Genomic DNA, 17,111 nt, shown 5'->3' on the forward strand with positions numbered 1-17,111 from the left:
ACAACAGATACAGCAGAAGGAATTCTGAGGAAAAAATGAGTAAGCTAAATATGAAGCCAGGCCCAGTTACTTTGGATGTTGTTGGTCTTGAATTAAATGCCCAAGATCGTCGACGTATTCAAGATCCTCTGACTGGTGGCGTCATTTTATTTGGTCGTAATTTTGCTAGTCGCAAGCAGCTTACTAAGTTAACCGGAGATATTAAAAAGTTACGCCCTGATGTATTGATCTCAATTGATCATGAAGGTGGAAGAGTCCAACGCGCTAAGCAAGATGGCTTTACACACTTGCCGGCGATGCGTAAATTAGGCGAACTTTGGTCGGTAAAAAATACCTCTAAGCATGCCGCTCAATCTGCTGCTTTAGCAATGGCAGCTGCTACTGCCTGTGGTTATGTGCTTGGTGCTGAGCTGCGTGCCTGCGGAGTTGATTTCAGCTTTACGCCTGTACTTGATCTGGATTTTGGACGCAGCGGTGTCATTGGCGATCGTTCTTTTAGCCGTGATCCCCAAATTGTCTTTGCTCTAGCAAAGAGTTTGAATGATGGCTTGCGCATGGCGGGTATGGCCAATTGCGGCAAGCATTTTCCGGGGCATGGATGGGCTGAAGCTGATTCGCATGTAGCCATTCCAGTTGATGAGCGTTCATTACAAGACATTCTCAATGATGATGCGAAACCATATGAGTGGCTCGATTTGAGTTTGGCAGCCGTAATGCCAGCCCATGTGATTTATCCGCAGGTGGATAGCTTACCGGCTGGATTTTCTAAGATCTGGCTGCATTCGGTATTGCGCCAAGAACTCGGTTTTGAAGGCGTGATCTTTAGTGATGATCTTTCGATGGAGGGCGCTAGTGTTGCGGGCTCAGTTGTGAAGGGTGCAGAGCTGGCATTAGAGGCTGGTTGTGATGCTGTATTGATTTGTAATCGCCCAGATTTGGCTGACCAGTTATTAAAAGACTTAAGGGTCTCAAAAGCGAAGCAGTCTGAGTCGATGAGTCGCTTAAACCGTTTAATGCCGCAGCCCCCCGCACTGGATTGGAATGCCCTGCAGAAAGAGGCTCAGTATCAGCATGCTAAAGGCTTGTTACAGCAATTTCAATTGATTGCTTGAGTCCTATTTTGATAGGGCTTCGGAAATAATAAAAAAGCCCGGCATGCCGGGCTTTTGCTTTAATGACAGACGCTGATTAGTTCGCGCGGCTGCGATACTCGCCTGTGCGTGTATCAATTTCAATCTTGTCGCCGGTATTGCAGAAAAGAGGAACTTGCAATTCATAGCCGGTGGCTAATTTTGCGTTCTTCAAGACCTTGCCAGAGCTGGTGTCACCTTTTACTGCTGGCTCGGTATAAATAATTTCACGAACCAAAGAATTTGGCATTGCTACTGAAAGCGCTTTACCTTCATAGAACACAACTTCACATGGCATACTTTCTTCTAGGTAGTTCAATGCATCACCCATGAATTCGGCTTCAACTTCGTATTGGTTGTAGTCGCCGTCCATGAAAACATACATTGGATCAGCGAAATAAGAGTAAGTACATTCTTTCTTATCAAGGATCACGACATCGAATTTGTCATCGGCCTTGTATACGCCTTCGTTTGGAGCGCCTGTTAACAAGTTCTTAAATTTCATTTTCACAACGGAAGAGTTGCGGCCTGAGCGGCTGTATTCGGCTTTCAAAACGACCATGGCATCGGTGCCGATCATTACTACGTTACCAACGCGGAGTTCTTGTGCTGTTTTCATCTTGCTATTCCTGGGTGCAGAGCTGATTTTCTGCGGGTTTTGTCAAAAACAAGATTGTAACCGCCCGCCCGCCTTTATTGCTTGGGATTAACCGACAAATGCCAATAAACGAGCTGCTAAACCACCACCCCCTTGTTTTTTGAGTAAATGGGCACGCCAAGCCTCGCCATGGGCACTCCAAGCGTCGATAGCCCCAAACCACTGGCTCGGCATTGCCCAAGTCATAGCTGCAATTGTCGATAGCCTCAAATCTTGATTAGCCCCCTCTAGATAGAGGTCTAGGAATGCAGCTAATTTCACCTCATGGGCACGGTCTTCTTGGGGATAAATGTGCCAAATAAATGGTTTGCCTGCCAATTGCGCTCGCACAAAAGAGTCCTCACCTCGAACGATATTGAAATCACACTGACTTAAGAGCCAGTCGTATTCATCTTGTGACACAAAGGGAAGGGGGTGCAATTGGATGTGCTCGGGCAATTGAATTGCTTGGCCGGTATTGATGCCTAGCAGTTCGGCATGACCGTGCGTGAGCAGAATGTCAAAGTCCTGATCAAGACTAGCAAGATCTTCTAGCCATTTACGCAAAGGAGCTCCAGGATAGCAAAAGATACTAATGCGTTTGGCATGAGGGCGAAGCTGCGACCACACTTTCTCAAGACTTGCGGGAATGCTTGAAATGCTAGGAGGACTGCTTGGCGGTACTGGGTCTATTAAGATTCCGCCAGCCTGATCTTGAAAACCGGGAAAGAAAAAATACTTCGGTATGCCGTGAGATTGCGGCGAAGATTTGCCATGGAAATCCACAATCCATGGTTCAGCACTCAAGTACTCAAGATTAATAATGATCGGTTTTTTGGGGGCCACCAACAGGCCTGCTAGGTAGCGCTCGGGGAGTTGGCAGCCAAATGCCTCAATCACTACATCAGGCGCTTGCGCTTGGTGCCGATGGTTTTCAAAGCTACTCTCCCATGGCAATAGTTGGATTTTGTCTTTAATGTCTACATGAACCCCAGATGCGAGTAAATTGAGGGTTGGCAGGTTATCGCAAAAAATACGTACTGTTTGGCCATGAATGCTTGATAAGCTTCGGGCTAGGCGCCAGCAAACACCGGCATCACCATAGTTGTCCACGATTTGGCAGAAAATATCCCAATGCATGAGTAATTCGCTTTTTGAAAATCTACAGCAAGACGTTAAACGGCTGCCCGGATTGCCGGGGGTGTATCGCTTCTTTGATGAAGCTGGACAGATTCTATATGTAGGCAAAGCACGCAACCTAAAAAAGCGTGTTTCGAGCTATTTCCAGCGTACCCAGCTTTCACCTCGAATTGCTCTCATGGTGAGCAAAATCGCTCGTTATGAAACCACGGTCACGCGCACAGAGACTGAGGCCTTAATTCTGGAAAACAATCTGATTAAGGAGTTAGCGCCGCCATTTAATATCCTCTTCAGAGATGATAAGTCTTACCCCTACGTGATGCTGACTGGTCACGAATTTCCAAGGCTTGCCTCTTATCGTGGCAAGGTGGATAAGCGCAATCATTATTTTGGCCCGTTTCCAAACTCATGGGCGGTGCGCAATAGTGTGCAAATTTTGCAAAAAGTGTTTCGTTTACGCACCTGTGAGGATTCCGTTTTTAAGAATCGTAGTCGGCCTTGTTTGCTTCATCAAATACACCGCTGTAGTGCACCCTGCGTTGGTCGTTTGAGTGCGCAGCAATATGGACAAGATGTTGCGCAAGCTACTCGCTTTTTAGAGGGAAACCACAGTAGCGTGCTTTCTGAGCTTGAGAGAGAGATGCAAGCGCATAGCGATGCGATGGAATTTGAAATGGCTGCGGTCTTGCGTGATCGTATAGCCGATCTCTCCAGCGTCTTACAACAGCAGTCAATGGATGCGGTTGCTGAAGGCGAGGGTGACGTTGACATCATTGCGGTAGCGCAAATGGAAGGTATGGTTTGTGTTAACTTGGCGATGGTTCGCGGTGGCCGTCATTTGGGTGACCGCGCTTATTTCCCTAAGGGCTTGCGGACACACTCTGGGCAATTACCATTGCCAACCGAGATCTTAGAAGCATTCATTGGCCAGCATTATTTAGATGATCAAAATGAAGGTGAGGCAGCTACGGCCCAGGCAATTCCGCCAGTCATCATTCTCAACCACTCTTTGCAGTCAATAAGCGAAGCTGAATCTGATGCAGGGGATGAGCTACCCGAGAATTTGCAAGATTTGCTGAGCAATCAAGCGGGTAAGAAAATTACCTTCTTGCATCAGCCTCAAGGTCAGCGGCGTCATTGGTTGGCGATGGCAGAAGGTAACGCCAAGATCGCTTTGGCTAAACGTCTAGTAGAAACTGGTGGACAGTTGGCTAGGGCCCGCTCTTTAGCTGACATCTTAGGCCTTGAACTTGAATCCCTGGAGCAACTTCGGATCGAGGGTTTTGATATTAGCCATACTTCTGGAGAGGCAACCCAAGCTTCTTGTGTTGTTTATGCAAAAAATGCAATGCAATCGAGTGAGTACCGTCGTTTTAATATCAACGATATCACCCCTGGTGATGACTACGCAGCAATGCGTCAAGTGTTGCAACGGCGCTATGCGAATTTCCAAGAGCTTCCAGTTGAGAAAATGCCGCAAGTGATTTTGATTGACGGGGGTAAAGGCCAGGTAGAAATGGCTCGACAAGTGCTTGCAGAATTTGGCATGGATGTGAGCTTGATTGTGGGGGTTGCCAAAGGAGAGGGTCGTAAAGTTGGCTTAGAAACATTAATCTTTGCTGATGGTCGAAAGCCTTTGGAATTGGGTATAGATAGCGCGGCTTTACTATTAGTCGCTCAAATACGAGATGAGGCTCATCGGTTTGCAATTACTGGAATGCGCGCTAAGCGTGCAAAAGCGAGAACAGTTTCCCGCCTCGAGGAAATTGAAGGTATCGGTGCTAAGCGCCGTCAAAAATTACTGGCTCGATTTGGTGGTTTGCGCGGGGTGGCCAATGCCAGTATTGAGGAGATTGCTAGCGTAGATGGAATTTCTACTGCGTTGGCAGAGCAAATTTATAAACAACTCCATTAATTTTTTTGGACATATCCAGAGTCATCAGATTCGTTTATGCTTACCAAATGCCATTTAACTTGCCCATCGCCTTAACCTGGTTGCGTGTAGCAGCAATTCCATTGCTCGTGGCAGTCTTTTATTTACCCACGAATTGGCTTAGTCCTGCAGAGCAAAATCTCATAGCGACTCTTATTTTTATTTCTGCTGCTGTGACTGATTGGCTCGATGGCTTTTTAGCTCGACGCATGAAGCAGGAATCTGCTTTTGGTCAATTCCTAGACCCGGTGGCGGATAAGTTAATTGTGGCTGCATCATTATTGGTTCTTCTTAACCTCGATCGTGTTCAGGTCTGGGTGGCGCTTGTCATTATTGGACGTGAAATAACGATCTCTGCATTAAGGGAGTGGATGGCATTACTGGGTGCAGGCAAAAGTGTTGCAGTACATATGGTTGGCAAGCTCAAAACAACTGCTCAACTCATTGCCATTCCTTTTTTACTGTTTAACGACACCTTATTTGGTTGGCTTGATTGCGCTAGGGTAGGCACTTGGTTGATCTGGGTGGCTTCTTTTTTAACGCTTTGGTCGATGTTTTATTACCTAAAGAAGGCATTGCCCCAGCTGGCTGAAAAGACGGAATAAGCCTAGAGGCCAATTGGCATCAGGCTTTGTGGGTCTAAGTAAAACAAATAATGCCTTCTTTGAAATTGTTTGTTAAACTATCGCCCTGTTATGCGGGAATAGCTCAGCTGGTAGAGCGATACCTTGCCAAGGTATAGGTCGGGAGTTCGAACCTCCTTTCCCGCTCCAAGTTCGATGGGAAGCCCTAAAAAGCTTCCCATTTTTGATTTAGGTATCTTTGGCGCGTTGGCCGAGTGGTTAGGCAGGAGCCTGCAAAGCTTCGTACGGGGGTTCGATTCCCTCACGCGCCTCCAAAATTTCTTGACGATTTTGGGGTCTCACCTAAAATACTTATAGCTAACATAAGTAGCATTGACTCTGAAAGATCACTCTCATGATTCAAATCAAACGCATCCCATCTTTAGCAGCCATTTTGTTGATCTCTGGTTTGTTATTTGCTTGCGCCTCATCGGGTGATTCGCCAACCGGTACCCCTGCAGAAATTCAAGAAGTGCAGGCTCAATTACTTGGGGATATGCCGCTTCCACAGGGCGCTCGTATTTCCGGTGGTGAATCCATCATCATTGGCGGTGGATCCTCATGGGTTGGGCGTGCCGTGATTAATGCCCTGCAAGGCGCAACTGATGTCTACGCATTCTTCCAATCTGAATACCCTAAAGCAGGTTGGACCACTGTGAGTGCCGTGAAAGCAAAAACCAGTATTTTGGTTTTTACCAAGGGTGATAGAACGGCAACGGTTGAGATTACTGAGGGCTCTCTTGGCGGCCCTAAATCGGTTATTACAATTACCTCATCACCAAAAAATGCCAGCGTGACTGCGCCAGTTAAACGTTAATCCTTTAGTAAGACTGGGAATAAAAAAGGACTCACTAGGAGACCTGTTTTATTTGCAACAAACCTTGTTCAAAGACCTTCTGCTCTGATCAGCCCTACTGCTTGACCTTCAACGGCAAAGTTTGCTTGACGCGCATCCACTAGGATATTTTTGAAGTCGGGGTTCTCTGCTTGCAATTCAATTACGAGACCATTGGCGGTTTTCTTTTGATTCCAGCGCTTGACTGTGACTTCGTCATCCAGACGTGCCACCACAATATCGCCATTACGAACCTCGGTAGTTTTTCTCACGGCCAAATAATCTCCATCCAGGATGCCGGCATCACGCATGCTCATACCCTTCACTTTTAACAAGTAATCAGCACCCTTGCTAAATAAACTGGGATCAATCGGCACTTGTTTTTCAATATGCTCGACGGCCATGATGGGTGAGCCTGCCGCCACTCTACCAATGAGTGGAAGAGTGAGTTGTTGAAGTGCGCCAGACGGCAATGACATCTGGCGATATTGGTTCGGGTTGTGTGTTTGGTTAAACCGCTGGGCAATTCGAATTCCACGTGAAGTCCCTGGCGTGAGTTCGATATACCCTTTTTTAGCTAGTGCACGAAGATGTTCTTCTGCAGCATTTGCTGATGCAAAGCCGAGTTGAGTCGCAATTTCTGCTCGAGTTGGTGGTAGTCCGCTATCCTCGATTGCCTTGCTAATTAAGTCCAAAATCTCCCGTTGACGTGGGGTGAGCTTGGGGAGGGCAGTCAGCTCCTCCAAGAAATCAACTGTATTTATGTCCATACTGGGATTGTATACAGCACTTTTTGATAATTCAAGGGATTTTGAAGGAGATAATGGGGTATGAGCTCAACTTCTATAAGCGGTAATGAAAATATCCCCCATATATTGGTGCTTGGTATGGGGGGAACCATTGCTGGCGTCGCTGCCAACCCTGAATCTAAGCCGATGGAGTATGCGGCTGGCCAACTCGAGATTGGCTCATTATTGACTCATATTCAGTCCGCCATTCCTCAAGGTGTGCATTTGGTTTCCAAGCAGCTTGCCAACATGAATAGTCGCAATCTCACCGAGTCTTTGTTGACCCTGTTGGGGACGAGCGTGAGGGAGGCCCTTGAAAATACAATGGTGAGAGGGGTAGTGATTACTCACGGAACTGACACTATAGAAGAAACGGGGGTGTTTTTACAGCTGACTTGTGGCAAATTTGCCGAAAATTTAGGCAAGAGAGTCATCTTAACTGGTGCAATGCTGCCGGCAAATGCACCTGGAGCTGATGGACCATCAAACTTATTGGATGCAGTCCGTTGGGCCTGCCTCCCTATTGATAATTGCCCAGGCGGCATTTATGCAGTGATGGATGGAAGGGTCTGCATGGCCATGGATCTAGCAAAGCGCCATGCAACAGCCTTAAATGCCCCCATTCAAAGTGCACCTAGTGGTTCGGTGGGCTTGGTCAATCCCTCATGGTTATCCGGTGCGAAGGCGGTGCAGGCAGCTTGGAATGAGGATTTACCTATACCCGAGGAGGGTGAATGGCCTTGGGTGGAGATTTTGACAAGTCATGCTGGCGCACGTGCCAAGACTATCGATCTGTGGCTAATAAGCAATGTTCGCGGTTTGGTGCTTGCCGGCTCAGGCATGGGCGGCTTTCATGATGAGTGGCTTGCCCCACTCAAACAGGCGATCACTCTGGGAATTGCTTTGGTTCGCACTACCAGAACTGGCGCTGGCAGGACTTTACTGAACATTCCAGAAAAAGACCCGCCTGGGTGCATGGCATCAGGCACTTTAACTGCCCCTAGGGCTCGAATTGCTCTGCAATTGGCATTAAATGCTGCAGATTTAGCTCAATCTGAAGGTAAACCACTGACTTGGCAGGATTTTTTTGCTAGAATAGCCAACTTGCCTGAAATCAGGTGAGTGTTTTAAAAGTCTTGTATGTTGTACCTACAATTTGTTACTACCTTGTCACACTGGCGCTAACTTTAACAACCATCGGAAGTTAGCAAGACGCCCAGGTGACTTTATCCTTAAGGAGTGTTTGATGCGTCATTATGAAATCGTCTTTATCGTCCATCCGGACCAAAGCGAGCAAGTGCCTGCGATGATTGATCGCTACAAAGCGACATTAGCAGCAGCTGGTGGAAAAGTTCACCGTATTGAAGATTGGGGCCGTCGTCAAATGGCTTACATGATCGACAAGCTTGCTAAAGCCCACTATGTTTGCATGAACATTGAGTGCGACCAGAAAACTCTGGAAGAGCTCGAGCATGCGTTCAAATTTAACGATGCTGTTTTGCGTCACCTCATCATCAAGACTAAGAAAGCGGAAACAGAGCCTTCCATCATGATGAAAGAAGTGCAACGTGAAGAAGCGCGCAAATCAGCTCAAGCCGACGCTCCTGTAGCGGCAGCCTAAGTTAGAAATTTGAAGAGGAATACACAGACTAGAGAACGTATCTGAGTGGCGGAACGGCGTTGAATCATTTCACCCTAACTGCATTCTTGGTAGCTAAAGACGCGATTCGATTTACACCAGCAGGAATACCGGTGATGCATTGCCAGCTAGAACATAGCGGCGTAGCAAACGAGGTAGGAGTGGCAAGGAAAATTCAGATGAGTGTTGAAGCCATAGCAATTGGTCCGATACAAAAGGATCTTGAGCAAATGGACTTAGGAGCCGAGGCAGTGTTTGAAGGATTCATGGCACCCAAGACCCTGCGTAATCAAAGACTTGTTTTCCATATTACCCATATTCAATTGAAAAATTAAAGAGGAAATCATCATGGCGTTTGGAAAGAAACCCGATTTCAAAAAGAAACCAGCTCAGAACCCATTGTTCAAGCGTAAGCGTTATTGCCGTTTCACTGTTGCTGGTGTTGAACAGATCGACTACAAAGATGTAGACACATTGAAGGACTTCATTGGCGAAAACGCCAAGATCACTCCTGCTCGTTTGACAGGCACAAAAGCAAAGTATCAGCGTCAGTTAGACACTGCTATCAAGCGTGCTCGTTTCTTGGCCTTGTTGCCATTCTCCGATCAACATAAGAAATAATTGGGAGCCCTCAATGCAAATCATTCTCTTAGAAAAAGTAACAAATTTGGGCAACCTCGGCGATGTAGTTCGCGTGAAAGATGGTTACGCTCGCAATTTCTTAATTCCACAACGCAAAGCGCGTCGTGCAACTGAAGCAGCAATTGCCGATTTTGCAGTGCGTCGTGCCGAATTGGAAAAATTGGCCGCTGAGAAGTTGGCTGTTGCGCAAGCGGTTGGCGAAAAGCTCAAGGACTTGGTTCTTGAAATCAGTCAAAAAGCGGGCGTTGACGGTCGTTTGTTTGGTTCTGTAACCAATCATGACATCGCTGATGCTTTGAAAGCAAAAGGTTATGCAATTGAAAAATCTTCTGTTCGTTTACCTACTGGCCCATTGAAGATGGTTGGTGATCACCCTGTAGCAGTAGCTGTTCATACTGATGTAGTGACTGATATCACTGTCCGCGTAGCTGGCGAGCAAGCTTAAGTATTAAATCGGTACACTAGCCTGATGGCTGAATCCCGTTCACGTTCCGTTGCGTCGAATCCTGGCATGATGGGCTCTGGGGATCCAGTCGTGCAGGCTCTCAAAGTACCGCCGCATTCTGTAGAAGCCGAGCAATCTTTGCTCGGCGGTCTACTGATTGACAACACTGCCTGGGATCGCCTAGGTGGCATCCTCAACGAAAAAGATTTTTATCGCCCTGAACATGCTTTGATCTACAAGGTCATTGCTCGTTTGGTTGGCGACAATCATCCTGCTGACGTGATTACCGTGCATGAAGCGGTTAAATCAGAGCAGGGTGGTGATTTGGTGGGTATTGATTACCTCAATTCATTAGCGCAAAGCACCCCCAGTGCCGCCAACATTAAAGGCTATGCCGATATTGTTCGTGATCGCAGCATTCTGCGTCGCTTAATTGAAGTTTCAGACAATATTGTTAACTCCGCATTTGTGCCGGAGGGCCGTTCCGTCAGAACACTTTTGGATGAAGCAGAGTCCCGCATTTTGCAAATTGGTGAAGAGGGTAGTCGTAAAGCCGATTACCTTGAAATCGAGCCTTTATTGCGCACAGTGGTTGCACGCATTGACGAGCTTTATAACCGCCAAGGTGGCAGTGATATCACTGGAATTGCAACTGGATTTATTGATCTCGATAAACAAACTAGTGGTTTGCAAAAAGGCGACTTAGTGATTGTTGCCGGAAGACCCTCAATGGGCAAAACGGCGTTCGCACTCAATATTGCTGAGAACGTGGCATTGGCCGAAGGTTTGCCGGTCGTGGTCTTCTCAATGGAGATGTCGGGCGAACAATTGGCGGCACGTTTATTGGGATCGGTAGGGCGTGTTGATCAAGGTCGCATGCGTACTGGTAAGTTGCAGGATGATGAGTGGCCACGTGTGACTGACGCGATTGCTCGCTTGAGTAATACCCAAATTTTGATTGATGAGACAGGTGCCTTATCTAGTCTAGAATTACGCGCTCGCGCACGTCGTATCGCTAGAAACTTTGGTGGCACATTAGGTTTGGTGGTGATTGACTACTTGCAACTGATGAGCGGCTCTGGCTCTGAAAACCGTGCAACTGAAATTTCTGAAATCTCTCGCTCACTCAAGTCTCTTGCAAAAGAGTTGCAGTGCCCAGTAGTTGCCCTCTCGCAGTTAAATCGTGGCTTGGAGCAGCGCCCCAATAAACGCCCAATCATGTCTGACTTACGTGAGTCTGGCGCTATTGAGCAGGATGCTGACTTAATTATGTTCATCTATCGTGATGAGGTATATCACCCTGATACTACTACTGACAAAGGTGTGGCGGAGATCATCATTGGTAAGCAACGTAATGGTCCAATCGGAACTATTCGTCTAAGCTGGCAAGGCCCATATACCAAGTTCGACAATCTCGCTGCTGGATCAATTGCTTATTCATCGGGTGGATATGAGCCCTTCTAATTGGCTCATTTAGATGCCTAGTAAAAAAGCCTCGCACTGCGAGGCTTTTTGCATCTAGGGTACATCTATGCTTCTGGACTTTGCTTTACGATCATATGCTGAGATGCTACTGGTGCTGGGAAACCTGCCGCATTTAAAGATTCACTCATCACTCGGTTAGTATCAAAATACACTTGCCAATAGTTTTCATTCTTACAGTAAGGCCGAACGGCTAATACAGGGCCTACTAAATTAAACTCAAGAATATTGACCTCAACTGCTGGTTGATCTAATACGTTTTCTATTCCAGAAACTTTTTCACGGAGCAAGGCCATGGCTGTAATCGGATCTGCTGCGCTGGAAATTTGGTATTTCATATCAACGCGACGATAGGGGGTGTTGGTGTAATTTTGAATGTTATCGCCTAATATTTTGGTGTTACCAATAATGGTGGCGATATTGTCAGAAGTGTAGAGGGTTGAAGAGAAGAGTCCAATCTCTTTGACGGTTCCGGTGATGCCGACCGCTGTAATGGTATCGCCGACCTTAAAAGGCCGTAGCACAATAATGAATATCCCTGCAGCAAAATTAGATAGTAGGCCAGCCCAGGCAGCTCCTATCGCAACGCCGGCAGTAGCAATCAGGGCGGCAAAACTCGTCGTTTGAATACCAAAGTTTCCAAGGATGCCAATGACTAGCAGAATATTTAATGTGACTGAAACAACTGAGTGCGCATAGCGCAAAATCGTTGCATCGATATGCTGGCGCTGTAATCCAAGCTTGATTACGCGTAGGGTTATGCCAATTAACCAACGGCCAATAATCCATATCGCAATCGCTGCCAGAATCTTAAGGCCAACATCGGTAGCGGCATTAATTAATACATCTTGAATATGGCCTAAATCGATTTCTTTCATTGCGCTCCTCAATGGATTGACTTAATTAGCAATTCGGCGAGCCTCAGTAAATTTAGCTGCCCAATAAGGGCTTGTAATATATTCAAGTCTTACTGTGCCACCTGTGCTGGGCGCATGGACAAATCGGCCTTGCCCAACATAAATTCCTGCATGGGAGTACTTCTCGCCTGTTGTATTGAAAAAGACTAGATCGCCAGGAGCGGGCGGCTGATTATCAACGCTCCTGCCCACAGCGCTCATAGCTTGAATGGTGCGTGGTAGTTTAATGCCCGCGGCCTTGTTATAGACATACGCAATCAGCCCGCTGCAATCAAAGCCACCCCTAGGAGTATTGCCGCCATAGCGATAGGGTATATCGACTAAGCCAACTGCGGCAATAGAGATATCTTCCGTACCAACGCTGGTGTCCTGTTTAAATTGAGAGACTTTGCTCGTATTGGGTTTAGAGCTGAAGCTACTACAGCCTGACAATGCCGATAGGATGCAAATAAAAATACCGCACCCTAACAGAGTGCGGCATGAGGGGGGCGACTTAGAGTGCGTCAGCAGCATGATCCGCAAGACGTGAGCGCTCCCCACGTGCCAAGGTCACATGTCCACCGTGACGCCAGCCTTTGAAGCGGTCCACCACATAAGTTAAACCGGAAGAACCTTCTGTTAAGTAAGGCGTATCAATCTGGGCGATATTACCTAAGCAAACAATTTTGGTTCCTGGACCCGCGCGAGTAACTAAGGTCTTCATTTGTTTAGGAGTTAAGTTTTGCGCTTCATCAATGATTACAAACTTGCTCACAAAGGTTCTGCCCCGCATGAAGTTCATGCTCTTGACTTTAATGCGCGAACGAATCAGTTCCTGAGTGGCAGCACGCCCCCATTCACCAGCATTATCTTCATTGCGGTGAAGGACCTCAAGGTTATCGTCAAACGCACCCATCCAAGGCTGCATCTTTTCTTCTTCGGTTCCAGGTAGGAAACCAATGTCTTCGCCCACCGGCACAGTTGCACGGGTAATAATGATCTCGTTATAACGCTTGCTATCTAATACTTGCTCAAGTCCGGCAGCTAAGGCTAGCAAGGTTTTACCAGTTCCCGCTTGACCCAATAAAGTCACAAAATCCACATCTGGGTTCATCAGTAAATTCATGGCAAAGTTCTGCTCACGATTGCGAGCAGTCACACTCCATACATTATTTTTCTGGTGCGAAAAATCACGCAAAGTTTGCAGAAGTGCAGTTTTGCCATTGATTTCTTTTACCTGAGCATAGAATGGAGTCGATCCATCTGGATTCTCTTGGTAAACAAACTGGTTGACCAGCATGCTAGGGACCGCAGGACCAGTGACTCGATAGAACATGGTTCCTGATCTTGAGTCAGCCCAGCTCTCCATCGCTTTGCCATGCTTGGGCCAGAAATCCGCTGCCAAGGCCATGACGCCTGCATACATTAAGTCACGATCTTCGAGCACTTGATCATTGAAATAATCTTCAGCCGGTAAGCCAAGTGCGCGTGCCTTGATGCGCATATTGATATCTTTGGATACCAAGACCACCTCTTGACCTTTGCGGGTTTTTTGAAGTTCACTCACTACTGCCAAAATGAGGTTATCCCCCTTGCCTTCAGGAAGGCCTTCTGGAAGTGCTTGAGTGGTTAGTTTTGTTTGAAAAAATAAACGGCCAGATACATCCTGGTTGCCGAGTTTATTGAGTGGAATACCTTCGTCTAAAGTACCGCTAGTACCAGCAACCAATTGATCAAGCGAGCGACTCACTGTACGGGCATTGCGCGCTACTTCAGTCATGCCTTTCTTATGGTTATCCAACTCTTCAAGCGTGGTCATCGGCAAGAAAAGATCGTGCTCCGAAAAACGGAAGAGGGAGCTGGGATCGTGCATCAACACGTTAGTGTCCAAAACAAATAAGCTTGGAGGGCCTGTACGAATCATGCGTTTAGGCTTTTCCGGAACGGACGAGGCTTTGATTTCTGTTTTATTTGGGCGTGAAGCGGGGCGGTCCGCTTTGATTCGATCTAAAGCTACTTCAGCTGCTGAGAGGTCTTCAGGCGCTTCTTCAGTCCAGGAGGCAGAATGACTCTCCATTACAACCGGTTTTGCTGGTGCGGGACGCTTTTTTAAATTGGGGGTGTCCTTCGAGCTCAACTTCACTTGATCAGCAATTTGAGTTGGAATGGGGGGCAATGGCATGCAGACTCTCCTAAAAGAAAAAACCGCCAAGCAAGTTGCGTTGACGGTTTGTTGCGCTACTAATTAAAAAACAATCTAAAAAATTCAGGGGGTTGCTCATCAAGCCTGTCTTTGTGTACTCAGGCTCCTGATTGAAACGGATGAACTGTATTTCCCGTCGTTTACGGTGCATGTAAACCACTTTACCCCAATTTTTAGAGTTTGCAAGCACCCGCTTACAAAATAATTAAAAAATTTATTTTGCTTCTTGAGCGGCCTGTAATACCTCTGTCACATGGCCTGGAACCTTGAGGCCGCGCCACTCTTTTACTAGCTTGCCGGAGGAGTCAAACAGGAAGGTGCTGCGCTCAACACCGCGGACTTGCTTGCCATACATATTTTTCATCTTCATGACTCCAAATAGCTGGCAAAGCACTTCTTCAGTATCGGCCACCAACTCAAAAGGCAACTCTAATTTGCTGCGGAAATTGTCATGTGATTTAAGGCTATCGCGTGATACCCCCACGACCAGGGTATTCGCTTTTGTGAATGCCTCAATATTGTCGCGGAACTCTCCTGATTCGGCAGTGCAACCTGGCGTCATATCCTTGGGATAGAAATAGAGAACCAACTTCTTGCCTTGAACTGAAGTTGGAGAAAAGGTGAGTCCAGAGGTTGCAGGTACTTCGCACTGGGGAATGGGTTGTCCAATTGCTACTGTCATGATCATCCTTTGATTGATTAATGTTGCCTCAGATCCCTAATAATTCTGATGTTAATTATTTAGGGTGATTCAATAATTAACTCGCCACTTCTATTTGGTATTTCGCCCCAGGCGAGGGGTAATACAGCTATTTTATCGAGTTGTTTCGTAGCCGCCCATGATTGGTGTAACTCCCCCATGGTAACTAGTTCGTGACCTTGATTTAACCAGCCTATCAGCAACTTCTCAAACGCAGGGAGTAGTTTCTGGCCCTCTAGTTCTGCGTGGAGGGTGAAAACCTGGTCATTTGGATTGCTACCAGTGATTTCTAGTAACTTGGTCACCGCGCCAAATTCATCAGCCCCATCAATACCAATTAATTCATCAAATGTCGGTAAGGTAGTGGGATATTGCACATGCTTTGCTTTCCCGGAGGGTAGCTGGAGGCGATATGGCATTAAGTTGGGTTCTGCCCTGCCATCCGAGGAATAGGTAATGCCCCATTGATCGAGTTGCTCAAAAGCGGCTTCATTCATTTGCCAACCTGCAGCACCATAGGTGGCGGGAGGGCGACCAAATATCTCTAGAAAACGATCCCAACTTTTTTGCATCTGAGCCTTAGTCCAGACTGCATCTTGCTTGCGCACATTATCTTGCCAGTCCACGTGGTCCCACGTATGGATTCCAGTTTCATGACCAGCCGCATCAATTGCTTGCATTTCCTTGGCAGCTTTTTTGCCAATATCAGGCCCTGGTAGCAGTACACCATACAGCAGGGTTTTGATGCCGTAATGCTCAAGCACAGAGGTACGGCTGACCTTCTTAAGAAAGCCAGGCCGAAAGACGCGTTTCAGGGCCCACCCGGTATGGTCAGGGCCAAGACTAAATAGAAAGGTTGCCTTAAGACCAAAACGCGCTAGGGCGCGCGCTAAGTTTGGAACACCTTCCTGAGTACCGCGTAAGGTATCTACATCTACCTTGAGTGCTATTTTGGCCATGAACCTCGGTGCTTACTCTTTATCGACCAGGTGACGGGCTTTTTCAACATCTTGACGGTATGCTTCAAAAATATTCTTGAGCGCATCAGCCATGGTTGTCGTTGGCTTCCAGCCTAATTCACTCATGGTGTTGTCAATTGCAGGAACGCGATTTTGTACATCCTGATAACCTTCACCGTAATAAGCGCCTGAAGTCGTTTCCACGATCTTGACTGCGTTGGCTGTCTTTGCGTACTCAGGAATGCTTCTAGCAATTTCCAGCATTTGGTTGGCGAGTTCACGCACGGAGTGATTATTTTTGGGGTTGCCGATGTTGTAAATCTTGCCATTGGCTACGCCATCTTTATTGGCAATGATGTGCATCAACGCATCGATACCATCATCAATATAGGTGAAAGCACGTTTTTGAGCGCCACCATCTACTAAATTGATTGGTTCACCACGTACGATGTGACCGAGGAACTGAGTAACTACGCGGGAAGAGCCTTCTTTTGGAGTGTAGATACTATCAAGGCCAGGTCCAATCCAGTTAAACGGACGGAAGAGGGTAAAGCGTAAGCCTTCCATGCCGTAACCCCAAATGACGCGATCCATCAGTTGCTTAGAGCAGGCGTAGATCCAGCGCGGTTTATTAATTGGGCCATAAACCATATTCGATTTCGCAGGATCAAATTCGCCATCTTCACACATGCCATACACCTCAGAGGTGGATGGAAAGACCAAGTGCTTTTTATATTTGACGGCTGAACGAACGATTGGAAGGTTGGCTTCAAAATCGAGCTCAAATACTTTAAGTGGTTGCTGTACATAAGTTGCTGGGGTAGCAATCGCAACTAAAGGCAGTATGACATCGCATTTACGGATGTGATACTCAACCCATTCTTTATTGATAGTAATATCGCCCTCGAAGAAATGCATGCGAGGATGATTTATCAAATCACCCAAGCGGTCATTTTGCATATCCATGCCGTAGACGTCCCAATCGGTTGTCTCCAGAATGCGTTTCGAAAGGTGATGGCCAATAAAACCGTTTACGCCAAGAATGAGTACTTTTTTCAT

19 protein-coding genes and 2 tRNA genes are annotated in these 17,111 nt (G+C 46.9%); 12 read left to right on the top strand and 9 right to left on the bottom strand.

Features of this window, described 5'->3' with window-relative positions:
• Positions 1-35 precede the first annotated feature (35 nt).
• Complete coding sequence (gene nagZ / locus M2125_RS01190; protein ID WP_076022851.1) at positions 36-1,112, top strand: beta-N-acetylhexosaminidase; 1,077 nt, start codon at positions 36-38, stop codon at positions 1,110-1,112.
• Between the two features lie 76 nt (positions 1,113-1,188).
• Here the strand turns inward: nagZ and efp are convergent, their stop codons facing one another.
• Both efp and earP read right to left on the bottom strand, forming a co-directional pair.
• Positions 1,189-1,749: an elongation factor P gene (efp, locus tag M2125_RS01195; protein WP_076022852.1), complete on the bottom strand. Its 561-nt coding sequence runs from the start codon at positions 1,747-1,749 to the stop codon at positions 1,189-1,191.
• Between the two features lie 87 nt (positions 1,750-1,836).
• Positions 1,837-2,907 carry an elongation factor P maturation arginine rhamnosyltransferase EarP gene (gene earP, locus M2125_RS01200; RefSeq protein WP_280742361.1) on the bottom strand — a complete coding sequence of 357 codons (1,071 nt, stop codon included), beginning with the start codon at positions 2,905-2,907 and terminating at the stop codon, positions 1,837-1,839.
• Here earP and uvrC point away from each other — a divergent pair.
• The 5 genes from uvrC (at position 2,906) to M2125_RS01225 (ending at position 6,280) form a co-directional block, all read left to right on the top strand.
• The gene (gene uvrC / locus M2125_RS01205) at positions 2,906-4,822 is read left to right on the top strand and encodes an excinuclease ABC subunit UvrC (protein ID WP_277540148.1); all 1,917 of its coding nucleotides are present in this window, start codon (positions 2,906-2,908) and stop codon (positions 4,820-4,822) included. The genes earP and uvrC overlap by 2 nt on opposite strands.
• Positions 4,823-4,869: 47 nt before the next feature.
• The gene (gene pgsA / locus M2125_RS01210; RefSeq protein ID WP_076022855.1) at positions 4,870-5,445 is read left to right on the top strand and encodes a CDP-diacylglycerol--glycerol-3-phosphate 3-phosphatidyltransferase; all 576 of its coding nucleotides are present in this window, start codon (positions 4,870-4,872) and stop codon (positions 5,443-5,445) included.
• Between the two features lie 92 nt (positions 5,446-5,537).
• Positions 5,538-5,613 (top strand) — tRNA-Gly (locus tag M2125_RS01215).
• 51 nt (positions 5,614-5,664) lie between these two features.
• A tRNA-Cys gene (locus M2125_RS01220) sits at positions 5,665-5,738 on the top strand.
• 80 nt (positions 5,739-5,818) lie between these two features.
• Complete coding sequence (locus tag M2125_RS01225) at positions 5,819-6,280, top strand: hypothetical protein (protein ID WP_076022856.1); 462 nt, start codon at positions 5,819-5,821, stop codon at positions 6,278-6,280.
• A gap of 68 nt (positions 6,281-6,348) precedes the next feature.
• Here the strand turns inward: M2125_RS01225 and lexA are convergent, their stop codons facing one another.
• Positions 6,349-7,068, bottom strand: coding sequence for a transcriptional repressor LexA (gene lexA, locus M2125_RS01230; RefSeq protein ID WP_076022857.1), 720 nt, complete (start codon positions 7,066-7,068; stop codon positions 6,349-6,351).
• 60 nt (positions 7,069-7,128) lie between these two features.
• Between lexA and M2125_RS01235 the strand changes: the two genes are divergently transcribed.
• The 6 genes from M2125_RS01235 to dnaB all read left to right on the top strand — a co-directional run bounded on the left by M2125_RS01235 (position 7,129) and on the right by dnaB (position 11,276).
• Positions 7,129-8,208: an asparaginase gene (locus tag M2125_RS01235; protein WP_280742362.1), complete on the top strand. Its 1,080-nt coding sequence runs from the start codon at positions 7,129-7,131 to the stop codon at positions 8,206-8,208.
• 124 nt (positions 8,209-8,332) lie between these two features.
• Complete coding sequence (gene rpsF, locus M2125_RS01240) at positions 8,333-8,707, top strand: 30S ribosomal protein S6 (RefSeq protein ID WP_076022859.1); 375 nt, start codon at positions 8,333-8,335, stop codon at positions 8,705-8,707.
• Positions 8,708-8,766: 59 nt separating this feature from the next.
• A complete protein-coding gene (priB, locus tag M2125_RS01245; RefSeq protein WP_076022860.1) occupies positions 8,767-9,060 on the top strand; it encodes a primosomal replication protein N in 294 nt (97 codons plus the stop codon).
• A 13-nt stretch (positions 9,061-9,073) separates the two neighbouring features.
• Positions 9,074-9,346, top strand: a complete 273-nt coding sequence (gene rpsR, locus M2125_RS01250; protein ID WP_076022861.1) for a 30S ribosomal protein S18 — start codon at positions 9,074-9,076, stop codon at positions 9,344-9,346.
• Positions 9,347-9,359: 13 nt separating this feature from the next.
• Positions 9,360-9,812, top strand: a complete 453-nt coding sequence (rplI, locus tag M2125_RS01255; RefSeq protein ID WP_280742363.1) for a 50S ribosomal protein L9 — start codon at positions 9,360-9,362, stop codon at positions 9,810-9,812.
• Between the two features lie 24 nt (positions 9,813-9,836).
• On the top strand, positions 9,837-11,276 hold the full coding sequence (gene dnaB, locus M2125_RS01260; protein WP_233126593.1) for a replicative DNA helicase: 1,440 nt from the start codon (positions 9,837-9,839) through the stop codon (positions 11,274-11,276).
• Between the two features lie 65 nt (positions 11,277-11,341).
• Here dnaB and M2125_RS01265 read toward each other — a convergent pair whose 3' ends face one another.
• From M2125_RS01265 to M2125_RS01290, 6 genes are all read right to left on the bottom strand, one after another.
• Positions 11,342-12,172 carry a mechanosensitive ion channel family protein gene (locus M2125_RS01265; RefSeq protein WP_076022863.1) on the bottom strand — a complete coding sequence of 277 codons (831 nt, stop codon included), beginning with the start codon at positions 12,170-12,172 and terminating at the stop codon, positions 11,342-11,344.
• A gap of 21 nt (positions 12,173-12,193) precedes the next feature.
• Positions 12,194-12,724: a C40 family peptidase gene (locus tag M2125_RS01270; protein ID WP_280742364.1), complete on the bottom strand. Its 531-nt coding sequence runs from the start codon at positions 12,722-12,724 to the stop codon at positions 12,194-12,196.
• Complete coding sequence (locus M2125_RS01275) at positions 12,705-14,372, bottom strand: PhoH family protein (protein WP_280742365.1); 1,668 nt, start codon at positions 14,370-14,372, stop codon at positions 12,705-12,707. The genes M2125_RS01270 and M2125_RS01275 overlap by 20 nt, the downstream gene beginning before the upstream one ends.
• A gap of 235 nt (positions 14,373-14,607) precedes the next feature.
• Positions 14,608-15,075 (bottom strand): peroxiredoxin, encoded by a 468-nt coding sequence (locus M2125_RS01280; RefSeq protein WP_076023151.1) that lies wholly within the window; start codon positions 15,073-15,075, stop codon positions 14,608-14,610.
• A gap of 59 nt (positions 15,076-15,134) precedes the next feature.
• Complete coding sequence (locus M2125_RS01285; RefSeq protein WP_076022866.1) at positions 15,135-16,052, bottom strand: polysaccharide deacetylase family protein; 918 nt, start codon at positions 16,050-16,052, stop codon at positions 15,135-15,137.
• 12 nt (positions 16,053-16,064) lie between these two features.
• On the bottom strand, positions 16,065-17,111 hold the full coding sequence (locus tag M2125_RS01290) for a bifunctional UDP-4-keto-pentose/UDP-xylose synthase (RefSeq protein ID WP_277540125.1): 1,047 nt from the start codon (positions 17,109-17,111) through the stop codon (positions 16,065-16,067).

Source organism: Polynucleobacter sphagniphilus, assembly GCF_029892205.1.
Taxonomy (GTDB): domain Bacteria; phylum Pseudomonadota; class Gammaproteobacteria; order Burkholderiales; family Burkholderiaceae; genus Polynucleobacter; species Polynucleobacter sphagniphilus.

Coding starts and splice junctions, on each gene's coding strand:
- nagZ (WP_076022851.1), top strand. CDS start 36: ATGAGTAAGCTAAATATGAAGCCAGGCCCAGTTACTTTGGATGTTGTT.
- efp (WP_076022852.1), bottom strand. CDS start 1,749: ATGAAAACAGCACAAGAACTCCGCGTTGGTAACGTAGTAATGATCGGC.
- uvrC (WP_277540148.1), top strand. CDS start 2,906: ATGAGTAATTCGCTTTTTGAAAATCTACAGCAAGACGTTAAACGGCTG.
- earP (WP_280742361.1), bottom strand. CDS start 2,907: ATGCATTGGGATATTTTCTGCCAAATCGTGGACAACTATGGTGATGCC.
- pgsA (WP_076022855.1), top strand. CDS start 4,870: ATGCCATTTAACTTGCCCATCGCCTTAACCTGGTTGCGTGTAGCAGCA.
- M2125_RS01225 (WP_076022856.1), top strand. CDS start 5,819: ATGATTCAAATCAAACGCATCCCATCTTTAGCAGCCATTTTGTTGATC.
- lexA (WP_076022857.1), bottom strand. CDS start 7,068: ATGGACATAAATACAGTTGATTTCTTGGAGGAGCTGACTGCCCTCCCC.
- M2125_RS01235 (WP_280742362.1), top strand. CDS start 7,129: ATGAGCTCAACTTCTATAAGCGGTAATGAAAATATCCCCCATATATTG.
- rpsF (WP_076022859.1), top strand. CDS start 8,333: ATGCGTCATTATGAAATCGTCTTTATCGTCCATCCGGACCAAAGCGAG.
- rpsR (WP_076022861.1), top strand. CDS start 9,074: ATGGCGTTTGGAAAGAAACCCGATTTCAAAAAGAAACCAGCTCAGAAC.
- rplI (WP_280742363.1), top strand. CDS start 9,360: ATGCAAATCATTCTCTTAGAAAAAGTAACAAATTTGGGCAACCTCGGC.
- dnaB (WP_233126593.1), top strand. CDS start 9,837: ATGGCTGAATCCCGTTCACGTTCCGTTGCGTCGAATCCTGGCATGATG.
- M2125_RS01265 (WP_076022863.1), bottom strand. CDS start 12,172: ATGAAAGAAATCGATTTAGGCCATATTCAAGATGTATTAATTAATGCC.
- M2125_RS01270 (WP_280742364.1), bottom strand. CDS start 12,724: ATGCTGCTGACGCACTCTAAGTCGCCCCCCTCATGCCGCACTCTGTTA.
- M2125_RS01275 (WP_280742365.1), bottom strand. CDS start 14,372: ATGCCATTGCCCCCCATTCCAACTCAAATTGCTGATCAAGTGAAGTTG.
- M2125_RS01280 (WP_076023151.1), bottom strand. CDS start 15,075: ATGACAGTAGCAATTGGACAACCCATTCCCCAGTGCGAAGTACCTGCA.
- M2125_RS01285 (WP_076022866.1), bottom strand. CDS start 16,052: ATGGCCAAAATAGCACTCAAGGTAGATGTAGATACCTTACGCGGTACT.
- M2125_RS01290 (WP_277540125.1), bottom strand. CDS start 17,111: ATGAAAAAAGTACTCATTCTTGGCGTAAACGGTTTTATTGGCCATCAC.